The 26,116-nt window shown below is 54.6% G+C and carries 32 protein-coding genes; 4 read left to right on the plus strand and 28 right to left on the minus strand.

Going from position 1 to position 26,116, the window contains the following annotated elements; genetic code table 11:
• Window positions 1–2 precede the first annotated feature (2 nt).
• From rplB to rpsJ, 5 genes are read right to left on the minus strand one after another with little or no spacing between them, the layout of a single operon-like run.
• A complete protein-coding gene (rplB, locus tag C0557_RS23700; protein WP_007369812.1) occupies window positions 3–824 on the minus strand; it encodes a 50S ribosomal protein L2 in 822 nt (273 codons plus the stop codon).
• Between the two features lie 17 nt (window positions 825–841).
• A complete protein-coding gene (gene rplW / locus C0557_RS23705) occupies window positions 842–1,150 on the minus strand; it encodes a 50S ribosomal protein L23 (RefSeq protein ID WP_053463642.1) in 309 nt (102 codons plus the stop codon).
• On the minus strand, window positions 1,147–1,752 hold the full coding sequence (gene rplD / locus C0557_RS23710; RefSeq protein ID WP_007369811.1) for a 50S ribosomal protein L4: 606 nt from the start codon (window positions 1,750–1,752) through the stop codon (window positions 1,147–1,149). Before rplD ends, rplW begins: the two co-directional genes overlap by 4 nt.
• A gap of 10 nt (window positions 1,753–1,762) precedes the next feature.
• Entirely contained in the window at window positions 1,763–2,392 is a 630-nt protein-coding gene (rplC, locus tag C0557_RS23715) for a 50S ribosomal protein L3 (protein WP_007369810.1), read from the minus strand.
• 32 nt (window positions 2,393–2,424) lie between these two features.
• Window positions 2,425–2,736 carry a 30S ribosomal protein S10 gene (gene rpsJ / locus C0557_RS23720; RefSeq protein ID WP_001181005.1) on the minus strand — a complete coding sequence of 104 codons (312 nt, stop codon included), beginning with the start codon at window positions 2,734–2,736 and terminating at the stop codon, window positions 2,425–2,427.
• Window positions 2,737–3,111: 375 nt separating this feature from the next.
• Here rpsJ and C0557_RS23725 point away from each other — a divergent pair, with 375 nt between their 5' ends.
• On the plus strand, window positions 3,112–3,567 hold the full coding sequence (locus C0557_RS23725) for an A24 family peptidase (protein WP_074780816.1): 456 nt from the start codon (window positions 3,112–3,114) through the stop codon (window positions 3,565–3,567).
• Here C0557_RS23725 and bfr read toward each other — a convergent pair.
• From bfr to fkpA, 11 genes are all read right to left on the minus strand, one after another.
• Window positions 3,564–4,040: a bacterioferritin gene (gene bfr / locus C0557_RS23730; RefSeq protein WP_074780813.1), complete on the minus strand. Its 477-nt coding sequence runs from the start codon at window positions 4,038–4,040 to the stop codon at window positions 3,564–3,566. The genes C0557_RS23725 and bfr overlap by 4 nt on opposite strands.
• A gap of 71 nt (window positions 4,041–4,111) precedes the next feature.
• The gene (gene bfd / locus C0557_RS23735) at window positions 4,112–4,306 is read right to left on the minus strand and encodes a bacterioferritin-associated ferredoxin (protein WP_007369806.1); all 195 of its coding nucleotides are present in this window, start codon (window positions 4,304–4,306) and stop codon (window positions 4,112–4,114) included.
• Between the two features lie 178 nt (window positions 4,307–4,484).
• Window positions 4,485–5,669: an elongation factor Tu gene (gene tuf / locus C0557_RS23740; protein ID WP_208661576.1), complete on the minus strand. Its 1,185-nt coding sequence runs from the start codon at window positions 5,667–5,669 to the stop codon at window positions 4,485–4,487.
• 69 nt (window positions 5,670–5,738) lie between these two features.
• A complete protein-coding gene (gene fusA, locus C0557_RS23745; protein ID WP_007369803.1) occupies window positions 5,739–7,853 on the minus strand; it encodes an elongation factor G in 2,115 nt (704 codons plus the stop codon).
• A 98-nt stretch (window positions 7,854–7,951) separates the two neighbouring features.
• Window positions 7,952–8,422 (minus strand): 30S ribosomal protein S7, encoded by a 471-nt coding sequence (gene rpsG, locus C0557_RS23750; protein WP_035894363.1) that lies wholly within the window; start codon window positions 8,420–8,422, stop codon window positions 7,952–7,954.
• A gap of 97 nt (window positions 8,423–8,519) precedes the next feature.
• On the minus strand, window positions 8,520–8,894 hold the full coding sequence (gene rpsL, locus C0557_RS23755; protein WP_000246815.1) for a 30S ribosomal protein S12: 375 nt from the start codon (window positions 8,892–8,894) through the stop codon (window positions 8,520–8,522).
• Window positions 8,895–9,018: 124 nt separating this feature from the next.
• Entirely contained in the window at window positions 9,019–9,306 is a 288-nt protein-coding gene (tusB, locus tag C0557_RS23760) for a sulfurtransferase complex subunit TusB (RefSeq protein WP_208661578.1), read from the minus strand.
• Window positions 9,307–9,313: 7 nt separating this feature from the next.
• On the minus strand, window positions 9,314–9,673 hold the full coding sequence (gene tusC / locus C0557_RS23765) for a sulfurtransferase complex subunit TusC (protein WP_208661580.1): 360 nt from the start codon (window positions 9,671–9,673) through the stop codon (window positions 9,314–9,316).
• Window positions 9,673–10,059: a sulfurtransferase complex subunit TusD gene (tusD, locus tag C0557_RS23770; protein ID WP_208661582.1), complete on the minus strand. Its 387-nt coding sequence runs from the start codon at window positions 10,057–10,059 to the stop codon at window positions 9,673–9,675. Before tusD ends, tusC begins: the two co-directional genes overlap by 1 nt.
• Window positions 10,059–10,781, minus strand: coding sequence for a transcriptional regulator (locus C0557_RS23775; RefSeq protein ID WP_208661585.1), 723 nt, complete (start codon window positions 10,779–10,781; stop codon window positions 10,059–10,061). The genes tusD and C0557_RS23775 overlap by 1 nt, the downstream gene beginning before the upstream one ends.
• 152 nt (window positions 10,782–10,933) lie before the next feature.
• The gene (gene fkpA, locus C0557_RS23780; protein ID WP_074775838.1) at window positions 10,934–11,803 is read right to left on the minus strand and encodes an FKBP-type peptidyl-prolyl cis-trans isomerase; all 870 of its coding nucleotides are present in this window, start codon (window positions 11,801–11,803) and stop codon (window positions 10,934–10,936) included.
• A gap of 237 nt (window positions 11,804–12,040) precedes the next feature.
• Between fkpA and C0557_RS23785 the strand changes: the two genes are divergently transcribed.
• Complete coding sequence (locus C0557_RS23785; RefSeq protein WP_043956324.1) at window positions 12,041–12,259, plus strand: protein SlyX; 219 nt, start codon at window positions 12,041–12,043, stop codon at window positions 12,257–12,259.
• A 165-nt stretch (window positions 12,260–12,424) separates the two neighbouring features.
• Here C0557_RS23785 and slyD read toward each other — a convergent pair whose 3' ends face one another.
• From slyD to kefG, 4 genes are all read right to left on the minus strand, one after another.
• Complete coding sequence (slyD, locus tag C0557_RS23790; RefSeq protein ID WP_074775840.1) at window positions 12,425–13,012, minus strand: peptidylprolyl isomerase; 588 nt, start codon at window positions 13,010–13,012, stop codon at window positions 12,425–12,427.
• Window positions 13,013–13,106: 94 nt separating this feature from the next.
• Window positions 13,107–13,307, minus strand: a complete 201-nt coding sequence (locus C0557_RS23795; protein ID WP_007369794.1) for a YheV family putative zinc ribbon protein — start codon at window positions 13,305–13,307, stop codon at window positions 13,107–13,109.
• Between the two features lie 10 nt (window positions 13,308–13,317).
• On the minus strand, window positions 13,318–15,123 hold the full coding sequence (gene kefB, locus C0557_RS23800) for a glutathione-regulated potassium-efflux system protein KefB (protein WP_208661590.1): 1,806 nt from the start codon (window positions 15,121–15,123) through the stop codon (window positions 13,318–13,320).
• Window positions 15,123–15,674: a glutathione-regulated potassium-efflux system ancillary protein KefG gene (gene kefG / locus C0557_RS23805; RefSeq protein WP_074775844.1), complete on the minus strand. Its 552-nt coding sequence runs from the start codon at window positions 15,672–15,674 to the stop codon at window positions 15,123–15,125. The genes kefB and kefG overlap by 1 nt, the downstream gene beginning before the upstream one ends.
• A gap of 178 nt (window positions 15,675–15,852) precedes the next feature.
• On the opposite strand from kefG, the gene C0557_RS23810 reads away from it, so the two are divergent.
• Together C0557_RS23810 and C0557_RS23815 are read left to right on the plus strand one after the other, a co-directional pair.
• A complete protein-coding gene (locus tag C0557_RS23810; RefSeq protein WP_208661592.1) occupies window positions 15,853–17,757 on the plus strand; it encodes an ABC transporter ATP-binding protein in 1,905 nt (634 codons plus the stop codon).
• Between the two features lie 27 nt (window positions 17,758–17,784).
• Window positions 17,785–18,717 carry a LysR family transcriptional regulator gene (locus C0557_RS23815; RefSeq protein ID WP_208661594.1) on the plus strand — a complete coding sequence of 311 codons (933 nt, stop codon included), beginning with the start codon at window positions 17,785–17,787 and terminating at the stop codon, window positions 18,715–18,717.
• A 124-nt stretch (window positions 18,718–18,841) separates the two neighbouring features.
• On the opposite strand, the gene mdcH is transcribed toward C0557_RS23815, so the two are convergent.
• The 8 genes from mdcH to mdcA form a co-directional block, all read right to left on the minus strand.
• Complete coding sequence (gene mdcH, locus C0557_RS23820) at window positions 18,842–19,738, minus strand: malonate decarboxylase subunit epsilon (protein WP_208661603.1); 897 nt, start codon at window positions 19,736–19,738, stop codon at window positions 18,842–18,844.
• Window positions 19,738–20,355: a malonate decarboxylase holo-ACP synthase gene (locus tag C0557_RS23825; protein ID WP_208661605.1), complete on the minus strand. Its 618-nt coding sequence runs from the start codon at window positions 20,353–20,355 to the stop codon at window positions 19,738–19,740. The genes mdcH and C0557_RS23825 overlap by 1 nt, the downstream gene beginning before the upstream one ends.
• Window positions 20,356–20,357: 2 nt before the next feature.
• A complete protein-coding gene (locus tag C0557_RS23830) occupies window positions 20,358–21,317 on the minus strand; it encodes an AEC family transporter (protein ID WP_208661607.1) in 960 nt (319 codons plus the stop codon).
• Window positions 21,318–21,443: 126 nt separating this feature from the next.
• Window positions 21,444–22,244: a biotin-independent malonate decarboxylase subunit gamma gene (gene mdcE / locus C0557_RS23835; protein WP_208661609.1), complete on the minus strand. Its 801-nt coding sequence runs from the start codon at window positions 22,242–22,244 to the stop codon at window positions 21,444–21,446.
• A complete protein-coding gene (locus C0557_RS23840; protein WP_035888974.1) occupies window positions 22,241–23,077 on the minus strand; it encodes a biotin-independent malonate decarboxylase subunit beta in 837 nt (278 codons plus the stop codon). Before C0557_RS23840 ends, mdcE begins: the two co-directional genes overlap by 4 nt.
• On the minus strand, window positions 23,070–23,369 hold the full coding sequence (gene mdcC, locus C0557_RS23845; RefSeq protein ID WP_035888973.1) for a malonate decarboxylase acyl carrier protein: 300 nt from the start codon (window positions 23,367–23,369) through the stop codon (window positions 23,070–23,072). The genes C0557_RS23840 and mdcC overlap by 8 nt, the downstream gene beginning before the upstream one ends.
• 9 nt (window positions 23,370–23,378) lie before the next feature.
• Window positions 23,379–24,236, minus strand: coding sequence for a triphosphoribosyl-dephospho-CoA synthase (locus C0557_RS23850; RefSeq protein WP_208661617.1), 858 nt, complete (start codon window positions 24,234–24,236; stop codon window positions 23,379–23,381).
• On the minus strand, window positions 24,236–25,891 hold the full coding sequence (gene mdcA, locus C0557_RS23855) for a malonate decarboxylase subunit alpha (protein WP_043956313.1): 1,656 nt from the start codon (window positions 25,889–25,891) through the stop codon (window positions 24,236–24,238). The genes C0557_RS23850 and mdcA overlap by 1 nt, the downstream gene beginning before the upstream one ends.
• Window positions 25,892–26,116 lie beyond the last annotated feature (225 nt).

Raw genomic sequence — 26,116 nt, forward strand, 5'->3', positions numbered from 1 at the left:
AATTATTTGCTACGGCGACGTACGATGAATTTATCAGTACGCTTGTTGCTGCGGGTCTTCTTACCTTTGGTCTGAACGCCCCACGGAGTTACCGGGTGCTTACCAAAGTTACGACCTTCACCACCACCATGTGGGTGGTCTACTGGGTTCATCGCAGTACCGCGAACGGTCGGACGAACACCACGCCAGCGTGCAGCACCTGCTTTACCCAGAACGCGCAGCATATGCTCAGCATTGCCAACTTCGCCCAGAGTAGCGCGGCACTCAGCTTCAACTTTACGCATTTCACCAGAACGCAGACGCAGGGTGACATAAGCACCGTCACGTGCAACGATCTGAACGTAAGTACCAGCAGAACGTGCCAGCTGACCGCCTTTACCTGGTTTCATTTCTACGTTATGAACAGTAGAACCAACCGGGATATTGCGCATCGGCAGGGTGTTACCCGCTTTGATTGCAGCATCAACGCCAGACTGAATCTGGTCGCCAGCTTTCAGGCCTTTAGGGGCCAGGATGTAACGGCGTTCGCCATCTTTGTACAGAACCAGCGCGATGTTCGCGGAACGGTTCGGATCGTACTCAAGACGTTCAACAACTGCCGGGATACCATCTTTGTTGCGTTTGAAGTCAACAATACGGTAAGCCTGCTTGTGGCCACCACCGATATGACGAGTGGTGATACGGCCATTGTTGTTACGACCACCGGATTTGCTGTTTTTTTCCAGCAACGGAGCAAAAGGTTTGCCCTTGTGCAGCTCAGGGTTAACCACTTTAACTACGTGGCGACGACCCGGAGATGTCGGTTTACATTTAACAACTGCCATTGTATTACTCCTCCGACTTACTCAGCGCCGCCAACGAAGTCCAGATTCTGGCCTTCTTTCAGGGTGACGTAAGCTTTTTTCCAGTCGCTACGACGACCGATACGCTGTCCGTGACGTTTAACTTTCCCTTTAACTACCAGGGTGTTAACGACTTCGACTTCGACTTCGACTTCAAACAGTTTCTGCACAGCAGCTTTAATTTCTGCTTTGGTCGCGTCTTTAGCAACTTTGAGAACGATGGTGTTAGTTTTTTCCATCGCAGTAGACGCTTTTTCAGAAACGTGCGGTGCACGCAGCACCTTCAGCAGACGTTCTTCACGAATCATGCCAGCATCTCCTCAACTTGCTTAACAGCATCAGCAGTCATTACGACTTTGTCGAAGGCGATCAGGCTAACCGGGTCGATACCAGTCGCGTCGCGAACGTCAACCTTGTGCAGGTTGCGCGCGGCCAGGAACAGGTTCTCGTCCAGCTCACCGGTGATGATCAGCACATCTTCCAGAGCCATGTCTTTCAGTTTCTGAGCCAGCAGCTTGGTTTTCGGTGCTTCAACAGAGAACTGCTCGACAACGATCAGACGATCCTGACGTACCAGTTCGGACAGGATGCTTTTCAGCGCGCCGCGGTACATCTTTTTGTTAACTTTTTGACTGTGGTCCTGCGGACGCGCAGCGAAGGTCACGCCACCAGAACGCCAGATCGGGCTCTTGATAGAACCAGAACGAGCGCGGCCGGTGCCTTTCTGGCGCCACGGTTTTTTACCGGAACCAGTTACTTCAGCACGGGTCTTCTGAGCACGAGTACCCTGACGAGCACCAGCTGCATAAGCTACAACAACCTGGTGTACCAGCGCTTCGTTGAAGTCACGACCGAAGGTAGTTTCGGAAACAGTCAGCGCGCTCTGCGCGTCTTTCAATACTAATTCCATTGCTATCTCCTCACGCCTTCACAGCTGGTTTAACGATCAGGTCGCTACCGGTTGCACCCGGGACAGCACCTTTAACCAGCAGCAGGTTGCGCTCAGCGTCAACACGTACTACGTCCAGGCTCTGAACGGTTACACGCTCATTACCCAGCTGACCTGCCATTTTCTTGCCCTTGAACACTTTGCCCGGAGTCTGGTTCTGACCGATAGAACCCGGAACGCGGTGAGACAGGGAGTTACCGTGGGTAGCGTCCTGGGTACGGAAGTTCCAGCGCTTAACGGTACCTGCGAAACCTTTACCTTTAGAGGTGCCAGTTACGTCAACTTTTTTAACTTCAGCAAACAGCTCAACGCTAATCGCCTGACCTACGGTGAACTCTTCGCCATCAGCAAGACGGAATTCCCACAGGCCGCGGCCAGCTTCTACGCCAGCTTTAGCAAAATGGCCAGCTTCCGGCTTGGTTACACGGTTAGCTTTTTTAGCACCGGTGGTAACCTGGATAGCGCGGTAGCCATCGTTAGCCAGATCTTTAACCTGAGTAACGCGGTTTGCTTCAACTTCGATTACGGTTACTGGGATAGATACGCCATCTTCAGTGAAGATGCGGGTCATGCCCACTTTTTTACCGACTAAACCAATCATTGTTTCAACCTCTCAATCGCTCGATGACCTGATTAACCCAGGCTGATCTGCACGTCTACACCGGCAGCCAGGTCCAGACGCATCAGAGCATCAACGGTTTTCTCGGTTGGCTCAACGATGTCAACCAGACGCTTGTGAGTGCGAATTTCGTACTGATCGCGCGCGTCTTTGTTAACGTGCGGGGAGATCAGAACGGTAAAGCGCTCTTTGCGGGTCGGCAGCGGGATCGGACCACGGACTTGCGCACCAGTGCGCTTGGCAGTCTCGACGATTTCCGCGGTTGATTGATCGATCAGACGATGATCAAACGCTTTCAGGCGGATACGGATTCTTTGGTTCTGCATGAGACCAGAGCTCCAATTATTTATAGACGAAAATAATTACTCCTCACACCCATTACGATTGATGGGGGAGTGTAATCGTTCATAACATAGCCCCCCGATTGGGAGCATTGTTAGCAGCTAAAAGCACTGCCAGGGTTCAGATTGAACCCGCCGTCAATTACGACAAGCCCGCGCATTATACGTAAATCTGGGCTGGAAGCAAGTGCCGTTTAGAAAATAAGCAACATTGCGCGCAAGTTCGCAGAAGGAATGTCATTGCAATCAATCAGGCGATATTTCTGGCGAAACCTCTCGTGATTTTGCAGAAATACATTATGCAATCATCCCCTCCTCCGCCACTCTCCAGGTACGACATCACTCTTTACTTGAGACAAAATGCTCTTTCTCTTTATCTACTTATTCCTGAACTTGCTACTCGTCTGGCATGACATTCGTAACGGTCTGCTCCCTGACCGTTTTACTTGCCCTTTATTGTGGACAGGGCTTTGCTGGCACAGTCTTTCCCACGTGGCTTTTTTGCCATATGCCGTGTGGGGAGCAATCGCCGGCTATTCTGCTTTTGCTGCTGTCTACTGGGGTTTCCGCTTGTGGCGTGGTCGGGAAGGAATGGGATATGGCGATGTAAAATACCTTTCTGCGCTGGGGGCCTGGCATGGTTGGGAAAGTTTGCCCACGCTGATTGTTATTGCATCTTTGTTGGCCTGTTGCGTCGCAGGAATCAGATGCATCTGCACTCATAACTGGCAATCATTAAAAAACCCGCTGCCGTTAGGCCCATTTCTGGCGGCTGCGGGTCTGTTGGCTGGATACCCAACACTGGTATCGTTTTAATCTTCAACTTTGATTTGCGATTGCAGGTAGTTCTGAATACCAATTTTCGCAATCAGATCGAGTTCTGTTTCGAGCCAGTCAATATGGTGCTCTTCTTCGGCAAGAATATTGATCATCATATCGCGGCTGACATAATCATGAACGCTATCAGCATAGGCAATGGCTTCGCGCAGATCTTTTGCGCCTTCCAGTTCCAGCCTGAGGTCAGATTGCAGCATCTCTTCGACATCTTCACCTATTCCGAGCTTGCCCAAATCCTGCAGGTTCGGTAATCCTTCAAGAAACAAAATACGCTCGATGTACCGATCAGCGTGTTTCATTTCATCAATGGATTCGTGGTATTCAACATCGTTGAGGCGCGTCAGTCCCCAGTTTTTGAACATTCTCGCATGGAGAAAGTATTGATTTATTGCGACAAGCTCATTTCCCAATAATTTATTGAGATAATTTATGATTTTAACATCACCTTTCATTATGTAGTCCCTCCGCTTCCACTTATTGAAGCGTAGATGCGCCTACAGGGATGTCAAAAAAAGATAGCGCCTTAAGCGATCTCTTTATATTCCGGCATCTGTGTAAGTTCGTTCTGCATAATCTCTCTTGCCGCACGAACACACTTACCGCATTGATTTCCCACCGGAACAAATTTGCGAAGCTGCTGAAATGATTGGGGGTGAAACTGGCGAACTGCCTGACGAATTTTTTTATCACTCACACCATTACACAAACAAACGTACATGATCACTCCCGTTCAATTTATGCACAAAAGTGTAAATGAGAATGGTTCCGATTACAATAGCACAACTGTAAAGCCTTCGTCAGAAGCGCAGGGAAAATTTCAGGATATATGTCCGTCACTAATTTAACAGGCAGCAAAAAGGGCGCCGAAGCGCCCTTTTTCATTCAAAGCCAGATAATTAGCTGAGAACTTTTGCTACAACGCCCGCGCCAACGGTACGGCCGCCTTCACGGATTGCGAAACGCAGACCATCGTCCATCGCAATCGGGTGAATCAGGGTAACAACCATTTTGATGTTGTCGCCCGGCATTACCATCTCCACGCCTTCCGGCAGTTCGATGGTGCCTGTCACGTCAGTTGTACGGAAGTAGAACTGCGGACGGTAACCTTTGAAGAACGGAGTGTGACGGCCGCCTTCATCTTTGGACAGGATATAAACTTCAGATTCGAATTTGGTGTGCGGCTTGATGGAACCCGGCTTAGCCAGTACCTGACCACGTTCGATTTCTTCACGTTTGATACCACGCAGCAGAACACCTACGTTCTCGCCGGCACGGCCTTCGTCCAGCAGTTTGCGGAACATTTCAACGCCAGTACAGGTGGATTTCGCGGTGTCTTTGATGCCCACGATTTCAACTTCTTCACCCACTTTGATGATACCGCGCTCTACACGACCAGTAACAACAGTACCACGACCGGAGATGGAGAATACGTCTTCGATCGGCAGCAGGAACGGCTTGTCAATCGCACGCTCTGGTTCCGGGATGTAAGAATCCAGGAAGCCTGCCAGTTCGATGATTTTCGCTTCCCACTCTGCTTCGCCTTCCAGCGCTTTCAGGGCAGAACCACGAATGATCGGAGTGTCGTCGCCCGGGAAATCGTACTGAGACAGAAGCTCACGCACTTCCATCTCAACCAGTTCCAGCAGCTCTTCGTCATCAACCATGTCGCATTTGTTCAGGAACACGATGATGTACGGAACGCCTACCTGACGACCCAGCAGGATGTGCTCACGGGTCTGCGGCATCGGGCCGTCAGTCGCAGCAACAACCAGGATCGCGCCGTCCATCTGCGCAGCACCGGTGATCATGTTTTTAACATAGTCGGCGTGGCCCGGGCAGTCTACGTGTGCGTAGTGGCGAGTCGGGGTGTCATATTCAACGTGAGAAGTGTTGATGGTGATACCACGCGCTTTTTCTTCCGGCGCGTTATCGATCTGATCGAATGCGCGAGCAGAACCACCGTAGGTTTTTGCCAGAACGGTAGTGATTGCAGCAGTCAGGGTAGTTTTACCATGGTCAACGTGGCCGATTGTGCCGACGTTGACGTGCGGTTTTGTACGTTCAAATTTTTCTTTAGACACGGCTTTATTCCTTACTATAGTGCTCTCCCCTTCTGGAGAGAGCACGGACTTTGGTTTTAACCCTGAGGCTTATTTACCACGGGCTTCGATTACGGCCTGAGCAACGTTGTTCGGTGCATCATCATACTTCAGGAATTCCATAGTATATGATGCACGACCCTTGGTCAGAGAACGCAGCTGGGTTGCGTATCCGAACATTTCAGACAGCGGCACTTCAGCGTGAATCTTAACGCCAGTGACTTCAGATTCCTGACCGCGCAGCATACCGCGACGACGGCTCAAGTCACCGATAACGTCACCGGTGTTCTCTTCCGGAGTTTCTACTTCAACCTTCATGATCGGCTCAAGCAGAACTGGTTTTGCCTTCTTAAAGCCTTCTTTAAAGGCAATAGACGCAGCCAGTTTAAACGCCAGTTCAGAGGAGTCAACGTCATGGTAAGAACCGAAGTGCAGACGAACACCCATATCTACTACCGGGTAACCAGCCAGCGGGCCAGACTTCAGTTGCTCCTGGATGCCTTTATCAACGGCCGGGATGTATTCACCAGGAATTACACCACCTTTGATGTCGTTGATGAACTCGTAACCTTTCGGGTTAGAGCCCGGCTCCAGCGGGTACATGTCGATAACAACATGACCGTACTGACCGCGACCACCAGACTGTTTGGCGTGTTTACCTTCGATATCGGTAACTTTCGCGCGAATCGCTTCACGGTAAGCAACCTGAGGTTTACCAACGTTCGCTTCAACGTTGAATTCACGTTTCATACGGTCAACGATGATATCGAGGTGCAACTCACCCATACCAGCGATAATGGTCTGGTTAGATTCTTCGTCAGTCCATACGCGGAATGACGGGTCTTCTTTCGCCAGACGGCCCAGAGCCAGACCCATTTTTTCCTGGTCAGCTTTGGTTTTCGGTTCTACTGCGATGGAGATTACCGGTTCCGGGAATTCCATACGTTCCAGAATGATCGGGTGATCCGGGTCACACAGAGTGTCACCAGTGGTCACGTCTTTCAGACCGATAGCAGCAGCGATATCGCCTGCACGAACTTCTTTGATCTCTTCACGTTTGTTAGCGTGCATCTGAACGATACGACCGAAACGCTCACGTGCAGACTTCACGGAGTTCAGGATGGTATCACCAGAGTTAACCACACCAGAGTACACGCGGAAGAAGGTCAGGTTACCAACGAACGGGTCGGTAGCAATTTTGAACGCCAGAGCAGAGAACGGCTCTTCGTCGCTTGCGTGACGCTCAGCCGGAGTATCTTTACCGTCATCCAGGATACCGTTGATCGCAGGTACGTCAGTCGGGGACGGCAGGTAGTCAACTACCGCATCCAGCATCGCCTGAACACCTTTGTTCTTGAACGCAGAACCACAGGTTACCAGGATGATTTCGTTGTTCAGAACGCGCTGACGCAGAGCAGATTTGATTTCCGCTTCAGTCAGTTCTTCACCACCCAGGTATTTCTCCATCAGCTCTTCAGAAGCTTCAGCAGCGGATTCGATCAGATTCTGGTGCCATTCGTCAGCCAGATCCTGCATATCTGCCGGGATATCTTCGTATTCGAAGGTTACGCCCTGGTCTGCATCGTTCCAGTTGATGGCTTTCATTTTCACCAGGTCAACAACACCGGTGAAACCTTCTTCAGCACCAATTGCCAGCTGCAGCGGAACCGGGTTCGCGCCCAGACGGGTTTTGATCTGACCAACAACTTTCAGGAAGTTAGCGCCCATACGGTCCATTTTGTTAACGAACGCGATGCGCGGAACTTTATATTTGTTAGCCTGACGCCATACGGTTTCAGACTGCGGCTGAACACCACCAACTGCGCAGTAAACCATTACCGCACCGTCAAGAACACGCATGGAACGTTCTACTTCGATAGTGAAGTCAACGTGCCCCGGGGTGTCGATGATGTTTACGCGATGCGGTTCATACTGCTTCGCCATACCAGACCAGAATGCAGTAGTTGCTGCGGAGGTAATAGTAATACCACGCTCCTGCTCCTGCTCCATCCAGTCCATGGTTGCGGCGCCGTCATGAACTTCACCGATTTTGTGGTTTACACCGGTGTAGAACAGAATACGTTCGGTAGTCGTGGTTTTACCGGCGTCGATGTGCGCACTGATACCGATGTTACGGTAACGTGCGATGGGTGTTGTACGAGCCATTTGATTCCTCGTTTGTCTCTTAGGCGCTCAGATTTAAGTTGCCAAACGGCGGGCGACTTACTGGAAGCGCCCGCCTGGTGACTAAAACTCCGAAGGGATTACCAACGGTAGTGTGCGAACGCCTTGTTGGCTTCGGCCATACGGTGAACGTCTTCACGTTTCTTAACTGCGGTACCTTTGTTGTCCGCAGCATCAGAAAGTTCGTTCGCCAGGCGCAGAGCCATGGATTTATCACCGCGTTTACGAGCAGCTTCAACGATCCAACGCATTGCCAGGGCATTACGACGAACCGGACGAACTTCAACCGGAACCTGATAAGTAGAACCACCAACGCGGCGAGACTTAACTTCAACAGTCGGGCGCACGTTTTCGAGGGCTACTTCGAAAGCTTCCAGTTCATTTTTACCAGAACGCTGAGCCAGGGTCTCCAGCGCGCTGTATACGATTGATTCTGCAGTAGATTTTTTACCATCTACCATCAGGATATTTACAAATTTAGCCAGCAGTTCTGATCCGAACTTCGGATCCGGCAGAATTTTACGCTGACCAATAACACGACGACGTGGCATGGAAATACTCCGTTGTTAATTCAGGATTGTCCAAAACTCTAAGAGTTTAGTTTGACATTAAAGTTAAAACAGTTTGGCCTTACTTAACGGAGAACCATTAAGCCTTAGGACGCTTCACGCCGTACTTGGAGCGAGCCTGCTTACGGTCTTTAACACCAGAGCAGTCGAGCGCGCCACGAACAGTGTGGTAACGAACACCCGGGAGGTCTTTAACACGACCGCCACGGATCAGGATCACGGAGTGCTCCTGCAGGTTGTGACCTTCACCACCGATGTAGGAAGTCACTTCGAAACCGTTGGTTAAACGAACACGGCATACTTTACGCAGTGCGGAGTTCGGTTTTTTCGGGGTGGTAGTATATACACGAGTACATACGCCACGTTTTTGCGGGCATGCTTCCAGCGCAGGCACGTTGCTTTTTGCAACTTTGCGAGCGCGTGGTTTGCGTACCAGCTGGTTAACTGTTGCCATTAAATAGCTCCTGGTTTTAGCTTTTGCTTCGTAAACACGTAATAAAACGACCTCATATAATATGAGGACGCAGAATTTTATGGCTGTGCTTAAAAGGTGTCAAGAAATATACAGCGTTCCCACATTACCAATGCATCTGAACGGCGTGTTTTACCGTCAGGCTAACGAAATCAGTATAGCTAACCCTGACAACACTGCTCGAAATTTGACCGCCCAATCCGCGTGCTTGCACATCATCATTTAACGCATGAATGGTTATGGGGGCATTTAGCAATAAAGCAATATAGTGACTATCTTCCAGCGCCGCCGTGACGCCATCCGATAACAGTAGTACATCATCGCCAGAGCGCAGCATGCGCAGCAGCGACGCCATATCGCATTGCCAGGGAGAGTGGGACAAAGTATGCAGCATAGGCGCCTCAAAACGTCAGTACGACAGTGTACTCATCAAGCTGTTCACGCAGCGCTTCCGGCTCCAGCTGTTGCGCAGGCAAGACGAAAGCCGTCTCCTCGCCGAGACCGCGTTCGCGTAGCGAGGCCGCACACAGCCAGCACTGTTCGATGTCGTACAAAGGAAGGACTTTAAAGGTAGAGATGTAATCGCGCGTCAGAATCGCATCCGGCTGCTGCCCGGCTAACAGCTGAAACACGCCGTCTCCGATAAAAAACACGCCAATCTCGTCGGTGAATGCCGAGGTAGCGAGTAAGGCATCCAGCCCTTCACGCCCGGAGGATGAGCCGTGCGGCGCGGAAGTAAAGACAAATGCAATACGCTTCATCAAAACTGTACCACCCGATCGCAGGAGAGCGCAGCTTCCGCCAGCGCGCCCAACCCGGTGAGTGAAAAACCTGCCTGTAAATTCGCGGCAGGCAGCGCTAATCGCTCAGCTTCATTGTCATCAACCACACCACGGCGCAGTGCGGCAGCGACACAGATATGCAGTTCAACCTGCTGTTCATCATGCAAACGCTGCCAGGCGCGCACAAGGTCAAACTCATCGCTGGCGGGTGCCGTAAGTGCATTCGCGTTATTCACCCCTTCACGATAGAAGAAGACGCTGCTCAGCGTATGTCCGGTTTCCAGCAACGCCAGCGCAAATTGATAAGCGCTACTGGCCTGCTGAGTACCATACGCCGGGCCGGTGACCATCAGGGCAAAACGCATTACCGCTCCTGTCCGGAAAAATCACCGCTTTTGAACTGGCGGATGTAAAGATAAACGGTATGTTTCGAGATATTCAGGCGATCGGCTACCTGGTTAATCGCGTCTTTAATGTCGAAGATGCCTTTCTCATAAAGGTTCAGCACAATCTGGCGATTCTTGGCATTATTGGAAACGTTGCGATCGGCATTAACCTCTTCGATGGTGAACTCCAGCGTTTGCATCACCAGATCTTCTACCGAGGAGGCAAAGTTGACGGACGAGCCAACATCCGGAGTTTCCGGCGGAATAAAGGTGTTCATGATTTGCGAGAACGGCACATCAAGATTCATGTTGATGCACAGCAGGCCAATCACCCGGTGATCGCGGTTACGGATAGCGATAGTCACTGACTTCATCAGCACGCCGCTTTTCGCGCGCGTGAAGTAGCATTTGGAGACGCTACTGTCGGCACCGGTCATATCGTGCAGCATGCGCAGGGCAAGGTCGGTAATCGGCGAGCCAATTTTACGTCCTGTGTGTTCGCCGTTCGCAATGCGGATAGCGGAACATTTCAGGTCTTGCAGGGAGTGCAGAACGATTTCGCAGTGTGAGCCAATGAGCATCGCTAACCCGTCCACCACCGCCTCGTAGGATTTAAGGATATCGAAGTCGGTCTGATCGAAAGGACGTTGATCCAGTAAATCAAGTTCACTGGTTTCGTTGGTTAATAGCGACCTGGACATGAAAAAAAACACTCCTTTTCAGGAGCCTGTCGTTAACTTTTCAGGGCAGGCTCATTATTTATATGGGGATATAAATTAATACATCGTACGTTAAGATTATATCCTTACTGCAAAAAAAAACGCCGCCCGGAGGCGGCGTTTTTTTCACACTGTTACTTGGTGCCAGTATCGGCAGCCTTCGCATCAGCGGGCTGATCCGCAGCGGCCGGAGCCGCATCTGCCGCGCCAGCATCCGCTTTCGGCGCCGCGGCGTCAGCTTTCGGAGCCGGTTTGATATCCAGCAGCTCTACGTCAAACACCAGCGTGGAGTTAGCCGGAATGCCCGGAACACCAGTTTTACCGTAAGCCAGAGCCGGTGGGATCACCAGCTTGATTTTGCCGCCTTTCTTGATGTTTTTCAGGCCTTCAGTCCAGCCCGGAATCACGCCGTCGAGGCGGAAGGAGAGCGGTTCGCCACGGGTATAGGAGTTATCGAACTCTTTACCGTCAATCAGCGTACCTTTGTAGTTCACAACGACAGTGTCGCTGTCTTTCGGCGCATCGCCAGTCCCTTCTTTTTCGACTTTGTACAGCAGGCCGGTATCAGAGGTTTTCACACCTTTCTCTTTGGCGAAGGTGTCGCGGAAGGTTTTACCTTTCGCTTCGTTGTCAGCGGCGTCTTTCTCCATGCGGTCTTGCGCGGCAGTTTTCACACGCGTTTCGAACGCTTGCAGCGTTTGTTCAATTTCCTGGTCGCTCAGTTTGCTCTTATCAGCAAACGCGTCCTGAACGCCAGCGATCAACTGGGCTTTGTCCAGTTTGATGCCCAGTTTTTCCTGCTCTTTCAGGGAGTTTTCCATATAGCGGCCCAGAGATGCGCCCAGCGCATAAGCAGATTTCTGGTCGTCATTTTTAAATGCCGCTTTGCTGTCAGCTGCTGTAGCAGTCTCTTTCTTCGCCGTCTCCGCAGCGAAAGAGATCGGTGCATGAAGGGCAACGGCCATCGTGGTCGCCAGCAGCGTGACTTTAAACAGTGATTTCATCCATTTCTCCAGGGGTCGGGGCATCTCGCCCCAGGGTTAAACATTAAGTAAGAAGCGTACTATAAAGCGTTGCGGTAGAAATCAACATAAGGACACTACCCGAATTCACCTGTTTTCTGACTATTTTTGTTTAAATTAGTTTCTGATTTTCTGACGTAATGCTGTATCGCATGACAAACTTCAGTAAAATTCGTCCGGTTTATGAAATTTGAGCCGGAAGCAGACCCGAGGTGAAGAATGCAAGAGCTAACAACAGAAGCGCGACTGGCTGAACTGGAGAGCAAACTGGCTTTTCAGGAGATAACGATCGAAGAGCTAAACCAGACGGTTATTGCCCACGAACTGGAGATGGCAAAGCTGCGCGAGCATCTGCGACTGATGGCAGAAAAGCTCAAAGCCAGCCAACCTTCCCATATGGCGTCGCCGTCAGAAGAAACGCCGCCGCCCCATTATTGAGGCGTAAAAAAAGCGGGTTTCCCCGCTCAGTGCATAAATCCCTAAGTATTTCGTGTTACAGGCAGGCGGCAAACTTGAAAATCCCCGGGAGCATAGAAAACTATGTGACCGGGGTTTGAAAGTGAAGCTAACGCACCTGCAGTGCGAAAGACGACGGGGATTTTATTAGTGGCAACCGCAGCCGCCGTTACCACCGCAACCGCCTTTACCATGGTCGTGATCATGATCGTGGCCGTGACCACCGCAGCAACCGTCGTGATCGTGGTCGTGGTCATGATCGTGGCCATGCGCACCGTGAACGTGGCCATGAGCCAGTTCTTCTTCAGTCGCTTCGCGGATCGCGACAACTTCAACGTTGAATTTCAGGTTCTGGCCAGCCAGCATGTGGTTGCCATCAACCACAACGTGGTCGTCTTCGACTTCGGTAATTTCTACCGGTACCGGGCCCTGGTCGGTTTCCGCTAGGAAGCGCATGCCAACCTGCAGTTCGTCAACGCCCATAAAGACGTCTTTCGGTACGCGCTGCACCAGGTTTTCATCGTACTGACCGTAAGCGTCGTTCGCGCCAACCGCCACATCGAATTTATCGCCGACTTCGTGACCGTCCAGCGCGTTTTCCAGACCAGAGATCAGGGAACCGTGACCGTGCAGGTAGTCCAGCGGCGCACTCACCGGAGACTCATCAACCAACACACCGTCTTCTGTACGTACCTGGTAAGCCAGGCTGACCACCAGGTCTTTTGCTACTTTCATGATATCTCCTGAGCGTGGGAAAATTACTGGCGCAGATTGTAGCGGAATTCTGCACCCGTGTACCCTTTAGCTTAAAAAAAGCTGCCCGATATGGCTAGTCCGGATGAAAAATCCCAATAACTTGCTCATCTTTGCGAACATGATCGCGAGCCTCTTTATCGGCTTCACGCATCTGGTGTCCGCACTTAACACATTCAACAATATCGACATTATTTTCACGCCACATCGCCAGCGAATCCTTCGCCTGGCATGACGGACAAACCGCCCCGGCAATAAAACGTTTACGTACAGCCATTCAAATCCCCTTATTCAAACTCGTCCCAGCCATCCAGCTGGCGACGCTCTTGTTGCATTTCACGCTGGAAAATCTCCTCCAGCTCGCGCCGCGCTTCGCGTACGCGGGAAATTTGTAGCGTATCGGTATGCACCGGCATCAGTTCGCGCAGCATACGCATATCCAGCCGTTTAAAATGCAGCTGCGCGCGCTGCGCCTGGTGAGGGTGCATCCCCAGCGAAATAAGCGCCTTGCGCCCCAACTCCAGCGCACTGGAGAAGGTTTCGCGGGAGAACTGCGTCACACCGGCCTGCAACAGCTCGTGCGCTTCCACACGTCCCCGCGCCCGCGCCAAAATGGCCAGATGCGGGAAATGTTGCTGACAGATTTCCACCAGTTTCATCGTATCCAGCGGATCGTTGCAGGTAATGACGATGGATTGTGCTGATTCCGCGCCCGCCGAGCGCAGCAGTTCCACCTGCGTCGCATCGCCGTAATAAACTTTATAACCGTACTTACGCATCAGGTTAACGGCGCTGATATCCCGCTCCAGCACGGTAATGCGCATCTTGTTCGCCATCAGCAGGCGGCCAATCACCTGACCAAAGCGACCAAACCCCACCACAATCACCTGCGGTTTATCATCTTCCACCCACGGCGTTTCGTCTTCATCTTCTGGCGTGTTAAAGCGCCATGAGAGCAGCTTATCGATGCCGCGCATCAGCAACGGCGTGGTCATCATTGACAGGGTGACGGTCACCAGCAACAGCGCCATCTGATCGTGCTGAAACAAGCGCTGGGACGAGGCAGAAGAGAAGAGCACAAACGCAAACTCTCCCCCCTGGCTAAGCACGCCGGCAAACTGCATCCGCTCCGAACTGCGCAGCCCATACACACGCGCCAGCACATACAGCACCAGCGTTTTGATCACCACCAGCACTGCGACGCTCATCACCACCCATAATAAGTGGGTATAAAGCACGCCCAGATTCAGCGCCATACCGACAGAAATAAAGAACAGACCGAGCAGTAAACCTTTAAACGGCTCGATAGCGATTTCCAGTTCGTGGCGATATTCGCTCTCCGCCAGCAGCACCCCGGCAATAAAGGTGCCTAACGCCATCGACAACCCCAGCGCATCCATAAACAGCGCCGAACCGAGCACCAGCAACAGCGTGGCTGCAGTAAAAACCTCGCGGACGCCAGAACCGGCGATAAAGCGAAATACCGGGCGCAGCAGGTAACGCCCGCCAATCAACATGCCGGCAAAGGCCAGCACCTTCATGCCGACCTTCATCCAGTCAAGGTGATCGCCGCCATTTCCCGCCAGCAGCGGCACCAGCGCCAGCGCCGGGATCACCGCCAGATCCTGAAACAGCAACACAGAAAAACCCAGTTGCCCGGATTCGCTGCGATTCATGCCTTTATCGCGCATCAGTTGCAGCGCCATCGCCGTCGATGACATCGCAAGGCCGATACCGCCAATCACGGCAGCTTGCCAGGCGAATTGCGTCAACATCAACAACCCAGCCAGAATCGCCGCGCTCAGCAGCACCTGCGCGGCACCAACGCCGAAAATCGAGCGCCGCAGTTCCCAAAGCTTGGCCGGATTCAGCTCCAGCCCGATGATAAACATCAGGAACACCACGCCCAGCTCGGAGAAGTGGAGAATTTCGTCAACGTCGCTGATAAACCCCAGTCCCCACGGGCCAATGGCTATCCCCGCCAGTAAATAACCAAGCACGGCCCCAATGCCAAGCCGGGCAGCCAGCGGTACGGCGACAACGGCAGCGAAGAGAAACAGCACGCCTGCCAGTAACAGCGTGGAACCCTCCATCAGCGACCTCCTGGCGACAGCGGCGACGCCAGCCAGTCGCCGTAAGCTTTGGCGTGATTCGCCAGTTCCTGCGGCGGCTGCCTGCGTGCCCAATAAACAATGATCGGGCTAAGCCAGTGCATACGGCACATGGCGGCGGTCAGCTCAAACGGGCGCAGAATGTCATTCATTGAGTAGCGATTCAGGCCATCATGGCGATAAGCCGCCTCCGGCTCACCGGTGGTGACCACGCTACGCCAGTACTTTCCCGCCAGTTGATTCCCGCCAATACCGCTGGCAAAACCGCGGCTTAATACGCGATCCAGCCACTCTTTGAGCAATGCCGGACAGCTATAGGTATACAGCGGGTGCTGGAAGACGATCACGTCATGCTCACGCAGCAACGCCTGTTCACGAGGAATATCGATAAAGAAATCGGGATAGCGCGCGTAGAGATCGTGCACCGTGACATTTTGGAGCTGCATTGCCGGTTTAAGCAAAACCCGATTAGCCACCGAGTCCTGAGATTCCGGATGGGCATACAGCAGCAACACTTTGGCTGTCTGCGACATCATTCCCCTCCCGGGTGTCGTACCTGTTATTCTTCCGGCGCGGCTGCTTTTGCCCGCCCAGAATGATTTTGTCTATCGCCTTCATTTTGGGCTACCATTGCGGCCCCGGTACGGCATTAGGCCGTAACCTTACATTATCATAATGACAAATTAACATAGTCTGAACATACGGCGCCTTATGATTGTTTTCTCCTCGTTACAAATTCGTCGCGGTGTGCGTGTCCTGCTGGATAACGCCACGGCCACCATTAACCCGGGCCAGAAAGTCGGTCTGGTGGGTAAAAACGGCTGCGGCAAATCAACGCTGCTGTCGCTGCTGAAAAACGAGATAAGCGCCGATGGCGGCAGCGTCACGTTTCCGGGCACCTGGCAACTGGCGTGGGTGAATCAGGAAACCCCGGCCCTGAACGAGGCGGCGATAGACTATGTAATAGATGGCGATCGTGAATATCGCCAACTGGAAGCCGAGCTGAACAGCGCTAACGAGCGCAACGACGGCCATGCCATCGCCACGGTACACGGCAAACTCGATGCCATCGACGCCTGGACTATCCGTTCCCGCGCTTCCAGCCTGTTGCACGGGCTGGGCTTTACCAACGAGCAACTCGATCGCCCGGTGAGTGATTTCTCCGGCGGTTGGCGTATGCGTCTGAACCTCGCGCAGGCGCTGATCTGCCGTTCAGATTTGCTGCTGCTCGATGAACCGACGAACCACCTGGATCTGGACGCGGTGATCTGGCTGGAGAAGTGGCTGAAGAGCTATCAGGGCACGCTAATTCTGATCTCCCACGACCGCGATTTCCTCGATCCGGTGGTCGACAAAATTCTGCATATCGAACAACAAAACCTGTTCGAATATACCGGCAACTACAGTTCGTTCGAGCGCCAGCGTGCAACGCGTCTCGCCCAGCAGCAAGCCACTTACGAAAGCCAGCAGCTACGCGTGGCGCACCTGCAAAGCTTTATTGATCGCTTCAAAGCGAAAGCCAGCAAAGCCAAACAGGCGCAGAGCCGTATCAAAATGCTTGAACGCATGGAGCTGATTGCGCCAGCGCACGTCGATAATCCGTTCCATTTCAGCTTCCGCGCGCCGGAAAGCCTGCCGAACCCGTTATTGAAAATGGAAAAAGTGAGCGCGGGTTATGGCGATCGCACCATTCTGAATGCCATCAAACTGAACCTGGTACCCGGTTCGCGTATTGGCCTTCTGGGGCGCAACGGCGCAGGTAAATCGACGCTGATCAAAATGTTAGCCGGTGAACTGGCGCCGCAAAGCGGTGAAATCGGCCTGGCGAAAGGCATCAAGCTGGGTTATTTCGCCCAGCATCAACTGGAGTTTTTACGCGCGGATGAGTCGCCGCTGCAACACCTTGCGCGCCTGGCGCCGCAGGAGCTGGAGCAGAAGCTGCGCGATTATCTCGGCGGTTTCGGTTTTCAGGGCGATAAGGTTACCGAGGTGACGGAACGCTTCTCCGGCGGCGAAAAAGCGCGGCTGGTGCTGGCGCTGATCGTCTGGCAGCGCCCGAACCTGCTGCTGCTTGATGAACCAACCAACCACCTGGATCTCGATATGCGCCAGGCGCTGACCGAAGCGTTGATCGAATTCGAAGGCGCGCTGGTCGTCGTTTCGCACGATCGTCACCTGTTGCGCTCCACCACTGACGATCTCTACCTGGTGCACGACGGCAAAGTGGAGCCGTTTGAAGGCGATCTGGAAGATTATCAGCAATGGCTGAGCGACGTGCAGAAGCAGGAAAGTCAGCCCGCGGAAGCCGCAAAAGATAACGGCAACAGCGCTCAGGCACGTAAAGATCAAAAACGCCGCGAAGCGGAACTGCGCACGCAAACTCAGCCGCTGCGTAAAGAGATCGCCCGGCTGGAAAAAGAGATGGAAAAGCTCAATGCACAGTTGGCGCAGGCCGAAGAGAAGCTCGGCGACAGCGGGTTGTACGATCAAAGCCGTAAAGCCGAGCTGACCACCTGCCTGCAACAACAGGCGACGGCGAAAGCCGGTCTGGAAGAGTGTGAAATGGCGTGGCTTGAAGCGCACGAGCAGTTGGAAGCGATGCTGCAAGGGGAATAACGGGCGATAACAGCGGGCGAGAGAGTTATGAATCTGGATATCACTAACGACATTACGTTTCGCAAGCTGGGCATTTTCATGACGTTTATGGAAAAGGGAAATATCGCCCGCGCGGCGGAAACCCTTAACCTGAGCGGCGTCAGCGTCCATCGCGCGTTGCACACGCTGGAAGAAAATGTGCGTTGCCCGCTGTTTGTGCATAAAGGGCGCAATTTGATCCCTCTGCCTGCGGCCTGGACGCTGATGGAGTATTGCCAGGAAGTCATGCAGTTGATGGAGCGCGGGCTGGATGAAGCGCGGAAAACGGCGGGCGTCGGTCAGGGCCGTTTACGTGTTGGCACGCTTTACTCGCTGACGCTGGAAACCGTGCCGAGACTTATTATGGGCATGAAATTGCGCCGTCCGGATCTGGAAATGGATCTGACTATGGGGTCAAACGAGACGCTGCTGCATATGCTGGAAGAGGGGATGCTCGATGCAATCCTTATCTCAATCTCCGGCAGCGAACTCGACCACAACAACTTCGAAATGCTGCCGCTGTTCCATGACGATATCTTTCTTGCTGCGCCAGCCAGCGCCGGGCTGAAAAGCGACGACCTGGCCGATCTGCGCGATTATCGTACGCAAAAATTTGTCTCGCTGGCCGAAGGGTTCGCCACTTACGCCGGGTTTCAGGAAGCGTTTCATATTGCCGGGTTCGAGCCGGAAATCGTCACCCGCGTTAACGACATCTTTTCCATGCTCAGCCTGGTGCAGGCGGGCGTGGGTTTTTCCCTGATGCCGGGAAGAATGAAAAAGGTCTACGAAAGCTCCCTGCAGTTGCAGCGTCTCGCCGAACCGTATCAGATGCAGCAGTTGATCGCCATTGTCTTTGCCCGCAACCGCGAGCACGATCCCAACTTACTGGCGCTGGCCGCCGAAGGGCGAATGTACGCCCGCAGTCTGGGGGATAACGCCTGATTTTTGCCGGATGGCGGTTGCGCCTTATCTGGCGAAGATCCGCGCCATCAGGCAATCAACCATCCCCGCAAGCCGTTCGCTGACCTGCAAACCCGAGAAGCGGAGCGCCATCGGGCAAGCAAACTTATCCCCGCAGTCGTTTAGCCAGATGCAGCGCGACATCCGCACCACTTCTTTCCAGCGAAATACATTCGCCGTTCCACGCCGCCTGGCGCGTCAGACAGGTCAGAATGCCGCCCGGCGGCATCTCAATCGCCAGCCTTGCGTCGCGTTCATTCGCGGCAACCATCGCCTCCTGCCAGCGCACGGTGCGCGCCATATTACGCGCCAGATCGTCAGCAATTTTTTCCGGCTGCCACAGCACACGGCCAGTGCTGCCGCTTAAATAAGCGCATTGCGGCCGGTTCAGCGTGATGTGAGTAAAGGCCTGCGCCAGTTTTTCCGCGGGCGCAGCCAGCAGTTCACAATGCGAAGGTACGCTGACCGCCAGACGTTGCGCTTTGTTCGCACCTTTGGCCAGCGCACGCTGCGCGACCAGCGCCATCGCTTCATCACTACCGGCGATGACAATCTGCGTTTCCGCGTTAAGGTTGGCGATATACGCCCCGCTCCCTTCGAGTAGCGTTTCCACGACAGGCAGCGTCAGCCCCATAATCGCCGTCAGGCCGTACCCATGCGGCCAGGCCTGTTCCATCAAGTCGCCACGCAGCGCGACAAGCTGCAGAGCATCGCGGAAATCAAGCGCGCCGGCCACCACCGCGGCGGGAAATGCGCCAATCGATAATCCACAGGTGATATCCACTGTCATGCCCCGGCGCTGTAATTCCCGCGCCCAGGCCACACCGGAAATCAGCAATGCCAGTTGTACGGCTCGCGTATGTTCTAATGCCTGCGGCGTATCGAGTGAATCCACTTCCGCGCCTAATACTTCACGCGCTTGCGCCAGTTCCGTGCCTGGCAGCCCGTGCAACATACCGGGACGCTGCGTCCCCTGCCCCGGAAAGGTAAACAGAATTTTCATTACGCCTCCCTGTACCACGGATCGCTAACCAGCTGCGGCCCATGATTGGTTTTCAGCATTGCCCGTCCGTCGCGTAACCACTCAGCCAGCGCAAAGCCGCCATTTGGCGTCTCAAGCTGGGTATCCGCCCGGCACAATCCGCCGCTCAGTTGCTGCTGCCAGCGGGAAAGTTCAGCGTGGGAAAGTGGCTGCGGAGCGCGGATCAGCAGGTCAAGATCGCTGGTCGCATGGATAACCGGAATCCCCGTCGCCAGCGCGTAGCCGGTGCTGCCGGTCACGCCCCATACCCACGGCCAGTGCTGCTGCGCCAGCTGCGCAGCCAGTTGCACCGGCGGCTGAGAAATAAAGGGGGAACGAAGCAGCGCCTGCGGAGCAACAAGCTGCTCTGGTGAGACGATGCGGGTAATGCGCTCTGGCTTCACCCACCCCGCAGCACGCTGATCGCGTCGTAAACCGCGCACGCCAACGGGGATTCGACCGTCCTGAACAACATCACGCCGCACCACCACCGGTAAACCGGCGTGCCACACTTCATCGACCCAGGGTTCCGTTACCCCTTCCAGCGCATCGCGTGCGCCAAGCCAGAGAAGATCGTGCGGGCGTAATGTTGTGGTCATGATTACATTCCTGAAGTCAGCGAGATAAACAGCGGCAGCGACAGGATACACAGTACGGAACTTAACAGCAGCACCGCTTCCGCATCCGGCGACTGCACGCCAAAGCGGTTACCAAATACCACGCCGAAGAAGCCAGCCGCCAGCGCAATCATCAGGATCGCGGTGATAGCCACAGAGCCATGCAGGCCCAGCACCAGCACAATCCCCCAGGCGATAGCGGGCTGGATCAGCAGCTTGGTGATCGTGGCGGAGATAACCATCGTGTTGATGGCGAGTTTACGCGCCGAGAGGATCACACCGGTCAGGAACAGCGCCGCAGCGGTCGCAGACAGGCCAAGCGGTTTGATGGAAGCCAGCAGCAATTCCGGCATTTTGAGACCAAACGCTGAAAGCACAACCCCCAGCAGCGGGCCCCAGACAATCGGTTTTTTCACCGAACGCCACATCAGCACTGGCAGCATTGCCAGCGTAGAACCTGTGTTGCTGCCTTCTGCACGCGCTTTTTCACGTTCGAGGATCAGCAGGCAGAACGGCGTCATCAGTACCGAACCGCAGGCAATGGAAACGGCGACGGAAAGCGACGTTGCAGACCCTTCACCCAGTACGCTACCGAGGATCGGCAGCCCCAGCGCCGCGTAGTTCGGCAGCGCCACTGTCAGGGTTAATACGGCAGCATCCTGCGGCGATTTTTTGAAGACAGAGACCGCCAGGAAGTAGATAGCCGCGTAGGTGATCCACATAGCGAAAACCAGCACCACAATCAGCGGCGACTGGGCGATGATACCGGCCCACGGCGTTTGTACGGTCGCGCTAAACAGCGCGGCGGGCAGGGCAAAGTCCATTACGAAGATATTCAGCAGGGAAACATTCTTGTTGTCGACCATTTTGGCCTTCCCTGCCCAGAAACCCAACAGCATGATGACAAAAATGGGTGCGAGGGCATGAACAATTACATAAGTCATAGATCACCTATAAGCCTTTAAGAAAAAAGAGAAATAGCGCGATGGTTATTATTTTCAGATGCAGAATGCCGCGTGGGCGCGGCGTACGCGCCCACGGGTTTGCTATCTGGCAGGTTTCTTTTTTACTTACCAGCTTGCTTTCATGCGTTCGCGCACAAGAGCGGAGCTGCGGCGGTTGTCAGCACCCAGACGGTTTTTCAACGTGGTGTCCTGACGAGCGTCTTTGATTGCCTGTTGCAGAGTGGACTTCACCTGCGTCAGATCGCTTTCTGAAGGGGCATCCGGATTGCTGATATTCAGCAGATCCGACAGCAGCCCCAGCGTGGCATAGTTGCTAATGTCGTACGCCATCGGCGGAATGGTCGCCGCCAGTTTTTCCAGCGCTTCCACGGTGCGCAGCGTAATGCGCGCCGCCGAGTCTTTGCCCATCGCGTGGATCAACACACCGGAATCGTTAAAGGCGATCAGGCGGTTGGCCTGGTAGCCGTGGGCCAGAAACGCCCCGGACATCGCTTTACCGACGATCAGACCAATCACCGGGTGGCCCGCCAGACGCGCATTGGCATACGCCGCAGCCGCGCCAGCCAGCGCCTGGTGAATACCAAATGCCTCTTCGCGACGGCCGTAAGCCTGGCTTGGCACGTCAATCACCGCAATAATTGGGCGTTTCACGCTGCTGTTAGCATCGGCAGCGACCGTTTCGCTGACCACTTTCGCCAGCGTCCAGCCCTCCAGCAAACCGACTTCGCCTTTCGCGGCGCGAGGATAGTGGTTGTTGGCATCCGGCACCACGGCGATAAAACGTACCGCTTCACCGTTCACCTGGCCATCAGCGGCCTGTACGGACGGGCACAGCCCGCTCAGACGTTGCGCATTCGGTGCCAGTTTTTCCAGCCATAAGGCACCACGGCTGACTGTCGTACTCATGCTTTACCCTCCCCGGCAAATAACGCGTTGATCTGTTCGGCATCCGCTTGTTTACGGGTGTCGAACCGGGTCAGACGTTGCAGATAATCGTCGTAGTTATCGGTGCGGTGTTTCGCCGGAACGCCTTTGGCAATGGCGTCATTCATCGCGTTTTTCACCGCATTCACGCCGTCGCCGACCAGCGCATCCACCAGCCCGCTGCGATAACGCACCTCACCGCCGGTCATGCTCCAGATAAACGGACGGTCGCGGGAGTCGTACTCTTCAATCCCCGCTTCCTGCTCAATCACCTGCGGGCCGTTCAGACCGAGACGCGCTTCGCGGGTCACGATCAGATAGCTGCACAGCGCGGCGGCGATAGACATCCCACCGAAGCAGCCCACCGTACCGGCAACAATGCCCACCACCGGGGTATAACGACGCAGGTCAACGATCGCCGCATGAATATCGGCAATCGCCGCCAGGCCGAGGTTGGCTTCCTGCAAGCGAACACCGCCGGTTTCAAGGCACAGAACAGCCTGTGTCGGGATCCCTTTGCGGTTATCTTCTGCCGCCAGTTCCAGCGCCGCCGCCATTTTCGCGCCGGAAACTTCACCCATGCTGCCGCCCTGGAACGCGCCTTCAATCGCCACGACAACAGCCGGTTGACCATTGATGGTGCCTTTGGCGACAACCATGCCGTCATCCGCCTGCGGAACAATGCCCTGCGGCCCTAACCACGGGGAGATAATGCCCTCAAACGGATCCAACAATTCGCGGTAGCTGCCTTCATCCAGCAGCGCCTGCGCGCGCTGACGCGCTTTGAGTTCGATAAAACTGCGATCGTCACGCATAGCTCACCTCTTCGAATACCTGTTCGATACGGATGCGCGCCACACCGGGCGTCGCGCCGAAATCGTGAATCACAAGCTGACCGGCAGGTAGCGTGCTGACCAGTCCCAGACGGGTGAACAGTGCTTCCCAACGTCCACGGCTGTTGTCCACGGAGGTGGTGATATCGATTGTCAGTGTCTGCCCCTGGTCGGCGGTGAATAACACCTCCATATCCCCGGAGCCCACAACGCCTGCCAGTGCTTTACCGCGCAATACGCGGCCGGCAGGCACAGTGATCGTGATATGTTCCATAACTTCCTCTTAATTCGCTAAATAAGGCGTGGTCAGGCGATCGAGAAACAGTGTGGCGGCCAGTAAATCCGCCGCGCCGCCGGGTGAAGCATTCAGTGCCAGCATTTGCCTGTCGAGGTTGGCCAGCGCTTGCCAGCCGTGCGGATGGGCAACACCGCCTGCCTGCAACACACTCCGTGCGCCTGCGCGCATCGTCTCCAGCCCTTCCAGACCGGCGCGCGATAAAACACAGGTGTCGCTGAGCGAGGTCATGATCGCCATCAACGCGTCCAGCCGTGCGGCAGTTTCGCTGCCGCCGCGCTGGCGGCTTTGCTGCAACTGCGGCAGTGCCAGCTTCACGATGTGCGGAAACGCCTGCTGCGCTTCTTCGCGCGCGCCGGGCACCCGATAACGGTGGGTGGCGCGCAGCCCTTTACTGAACACTTTCGGCGCTGCCTCGTCCGGCAGTTGCGCCAACTTTGCGGCGGTGTCGGTAATCGCCTTAGACGAACCGCTGCCACCGAGCATGGCGACAGCGCTGACCAGCAGCCCCAGCGCCCAAATCGCGCCACGGTGCGTATTCACACCGCCGGTTGCCGCCATCATCTGCTGCTCGCCTTCGCGGCCCAATCGCCCGATGGTTTGTCTGAGCGCCACATCCACCGGCCGTAACCAGCTCTGTTGCGCCAGCGCCTGAAACGTAGGGGTCAGGCTGTGCGCGGAACGCTCCATCAGTTCAAGCGTTAAATCGTGGTGCGCGCCGTTCCCCCGACTGTCCACCAGACCGGGCTTGGGGCTTAATCGTGCTTCGTCAATCAGACTCTGTGTGGCGGCTCGCGCCAGCCAATCGGCACCGCCTTCAGCTTCAATCCGTGGCAGAAGTTTCATTACCAGCTCCGGAATTTCGCAGGTGGGTTGTAAAGGCCGCCGGACCATTCCACCAGGTCCGCCACGCTGCTGGCGGCCAGCAACGAACGGGTGGCGTCAGTACGACGAATTCCCATATCTTCCGGGTAAACCACTTTGCCGCTCTGACGAAGTTGCGCCACGCGTTTGGCGTCAACCCCCAGACCGATATCGGTGATACCGGCCACCGCCGCTACCATCGCGCGGCGCTCTTCGATGCTTTCCGCACGATAGAGGTAAGCAATCCCCTCTTCAGTCAGCACGTGAGTCACGTCATCGCCATAGATCATGACGGGCGCCAGCGGCATGCCGGAGGTTTTCGCCACTTCAACAGCGTCGAGTTTTTCCACAAAGGTCGGTTTCGCCCCGGCCTGGAAGGTTTCGACCATCTGCACGACCAGTTTTTTACCGCGTTGCATCGGATCCGGTTCAGTGATCATGTTCAGCCAGGCAGGCGTTGCATGGCGACGACCGTGCGGGTCATGCCCCATATTGGGCGCGCCGCCGAAGCCGGAAAGACGACCGCGGGTGACCGTGGAGGAGTTCGCCAGGCCATCAACCTGCAACGTGGAGCCGATAAACATATCCACCGCGTACTGGCCAGCTAACTGGCAGAACGCACGGTTGGAACGCATTGAGCCGTCAGAACCGGTGAAGAACACGTCCGGACGCGCGCGGATATACTCTTCCATCCCCAGCTCGCCGCCGAAGCAGTGCACACTTTCCACCCAGCCGCTCTCAATCGCCGGGATCAGCGTCGGATGCGGGTTCAGCGTCCAGTGTTTACAGATTTTGCCTTTCAGGCCGAGCTGTTCGCCGTAGGTCGGCAGCAGCAGTTCAATCGCCGCCGTATTGAAACCGATACCGTGGTTCAGCGACTGCACCTGATGTTCTGCATAGATGCCTTTTATCGCCATCATCGCCATCAGGATGTGTTCTTGCTTGATCAGACGCGGATCGCGGGTAAACAGCGGTTCGATAAAGAACGGTTTGTCCGCCACCACCACGTAATCAATCCACGAGCCAGGGATATCGACGCGCGGCAGATCGCACTCGTCATCCACCAGTTCGTTGACCTGGGCAATAACAATGCCATCGCGGAATGCGGCAGCTTCCACCAGCGCTGGCGTATCTTCGGTACTTGGGCCGGTGTAGAGGTTACCTTTACGGTCGGCTTTGTAACCGGCGATCAGCGCCACGTTCGGACACAGGTCGACGTACAGACGGGAGTAAAGTTCGATGTAAGTGTGGATGGCGCCGATTTCCAGCAGGCCATCTTCCAGTAGCTGCGAAATACGCAGGCTCTGCGTACCGGAGAAGGAGAAATCGAGCTTGCGAGCGATGCCTTTTTCGAAGATATCAAGATGTTCGCTACGGCCGACGCTCGGCATAATCATATGCAGATCGTGCACTTTCTGCGGATTAACTTCAGCCAGCGAGCGGGAGAGAAAATCCGCCTGCTTTTGGTTGTTCCCTTCGAGAACGACACGGTCGCCGGGGGCGATCAGTTTTTCCAGCATGGCGACAAGGTCGCCGGTCGGCAGTACCTTGCCCTGCACGGGAATGGATGCCAGGCGACGCTGTTTCTCGCTGCGCCGCGTGTTCCATACCTGTGCTGGCGTTTGCCCAGATAACATTATTAACCTCCTGATTCAGCTCATCATTTTGACTTGCTTAACACTGAACTCAGTGTGCGCGTTGCTGAGAAAGGCATCAATTAAGGAGGCGATAAAATCATTAGCCTGAAAGTAATAATCAACGAAACAATTTGTGATGTGGATCAGTTTCGCCGGATAAGAAAAGTATTATGGCGGGAGGGATGAGAGTGGGTAACGGCAGAAGAAAAAGGCCTGTACCCACGT

The organism is Kosakonia sp. MUSA4 (genome assembly GCF_013085925.1).
Taxonomy (GTDB): domain Bacteria; phylum Pseudomonadota; class Gammaproteobacteria; order Enterobacterales; family Enterobacteriaceae; genus Kosakonia; species Kosakonia sacchari_B.

Coding starts and splice junctions, on each gene's coding strand:
- C0557_RS23825 (WP_208661605.1), bottom strand. CDS start 20,355: ATGACCACAACATTACGCCCGCACGATCTTCTCTGGCTTGGCGCACGC.
- rplC (WP_007369810.1), bottom strand. CDS start 2,392: ATGATTGGTTTAGTCGGTAAAAAAGTGGGCATGACCCGCATCTTCACT.
- mdcA (WP_043956313.1), bottom strand. CDS start 25,891: ATGTTATCTGGGCAAACGCCAGCACAGGTATGGAACACGCGGCGCAGC.
- rpsJ (WP_001181005.1), bottom strand. CDS start 2,736: ATGCAGAACCAAAGAATCCGTATCCGCCTGAAAGCGTTTGATCATCGT.
- mdcC (WP_035888973.1), bottom strand. CDS start 23,369: ATGGAACATATCACGATCACTGTGCCTGCCGGCCGCGTATTGCGCGGT.
- slyD (WP_074775840.1), bottom strand. CDS start 13,012: ATGAAAGTAGCAAAAGACCTGGTGGTCAGCCTGGCTTACCAGGTACGT.
- kefG (WP_074775844.1), bottom strand. CDS start 15,674: ATGTCGCAGACAGCCAAAGTGTTGCTGCTGTATGCCCATCCGGAATCT.
- fusA (WP_007369803.1), bottom strand. CDS start 7,853: ATGGCTCGTACAACACCCATCGCACGTTACCGTAACATCGGTATCAGT.
- C0557_RS23725 (WP_074780816.1), top strand. CDS start 3,112: ATGCTCTTTCTCTTTATCTACTTATTCCTGAACTTGCTACTCGTCTGG.
- rplW (WP_053463642.1), bottom strand. CDS start 1,150: ATGATTCGTGAAGAACGTCTGCTGAAGGTGCTGCGTGCACCGCACGTT.
- bfd (WP_007369806.1), bottom strand. CDS start 4,306: ATGTACGTTTGTTTGTGTAATGGTGTGAGTGATAAAAAAATTCGTCAG.
- rplD (WP_007369811.1), bottom strand. CDS start 1,752: ATGGAATTAGTATTGAAAGACGCGCAGAGCGCGCTGACTGTTTCCGAA.
- tusB (WP_208661578.1), bottom strand. CDS start 9,306: ATGCTGCATACTTTGTCCCACTCTCCCTGGCAATGCGATATGGCGTCG.
- C0557_RS23850 (WP_208661617.1), bottom strand. CDS start 24,236: ATGAAACTTCTGCCACGGATTGAAGCTGAAGGCGGTGCCGATTGGCTG.
- fkpA (WP_074775838.1), bottom strand. CDS start 11,803: ATGAAATCACTGTTTAAAGTCACGCTGCTGGCGACCACGATGGCCGTT.
- C0557_RS23775 (WP_208661585.1), bottom strand. CDS start 10,781: ATGTCCAGGTCGCTATTAACCAACGAAACCAGTGAACTTGATTTACTG.
- mdcE (WP_208661609.1), bottom strand. CDS start 22,244: ATGAGTACGACAGTCAGCCGTGGTGCCTTATGGCTGGAAAAACTGGCA.
- rpsG (WP_035894363.1), bottom strand. CDS start 8,422: ATGCCACGTCGTCGTGTTATTGGTCAGCGTAAAATTCTGCCGGATCCG.
- mdcH (WP_208661603.1), bottom strand. CDS start 19,738: ATGAAAATTCTGTTTACCTTTCCGGGGCAGGGGACGCAGCGTCCCGGT.
- bfr (WP_074780813.1), bottom strand. CDS start 4,040: ATGAAAGGTGATGTTAAAATCATAAATTATCTCAATAAATTATTGGGA.
- tusD (WP_208661582.1), bottom strand. CDS start 10,059: ATGCGTTTTGCCCTGATGGTCACCGGCCCGGCGTATGGTACTCAGCAG.
- C0557_RS23785 (WP_043956324.1), top strand. CDS start 12,041: ATGCAAGAGCTAACAACAGAAGCGCGACTGGCTGAACTGGAGAGCAAA.
- C0557_RS23810 (WP_208661592.1), top strand. CDS start 15,853: ATGATTGTTTTCTCCTCGTTACAAATTCGTCGCGGTGTGCGTGTCCTG.
- tusC (WP_208661580.1), bottom strand. CDS start 9,673: ATGAAGCGTATTGCATTTGTCTTTACTTCCGCGCCGCACGGCTCATCC.
- kefB (WP_208661590.1), bottom strand. CDS start 15,123: ATGGAGGGTTCCACGCTGTTACTGGCAGGCGTGCTGTTTCTCTTCGCT.
- C0557_RS23830 (WP_208661607.1), bottom strand. CDS start 21,317: ATGACTTATGTAATTGTTCATGCCCTCGCACCCATTTTTGTCATCATG.
- C0557_RS23815 (WP_208661594.1), top strand. CDS start 17,785: ATGAATCTGGATATCACTAACGACATTACGTTTCGCAAGCTGGGCATT.
- rpsL (WP_000246815.1), bottom strand. CDS start 8,894: ATGGCAACAGTTAACCAGCTGGTACGCAAACCACGCGCTCGCAAAGTT.
- rplB (WP_007369812.1), bottom strand. CDS start 824: ATGGCAGTTGTTAAATGTAAACCGACATCTCCGGGTCGTCGCCACGTA.
- C0557_RS23795 (WP_007369794.1), bottom strand. CDS start 13,307: ATGGCTGTACGTAAACGTTTTATTGCCGGGGCGGTTTGTCCGTCATGC.
- C0557_RS23840 (WP_035888974.1), bottom strand. CDS start 23,077: ATGCGTGACGATCGCAGTTTTATCGAACTCAAAGCGCGTCAGCGCGCG.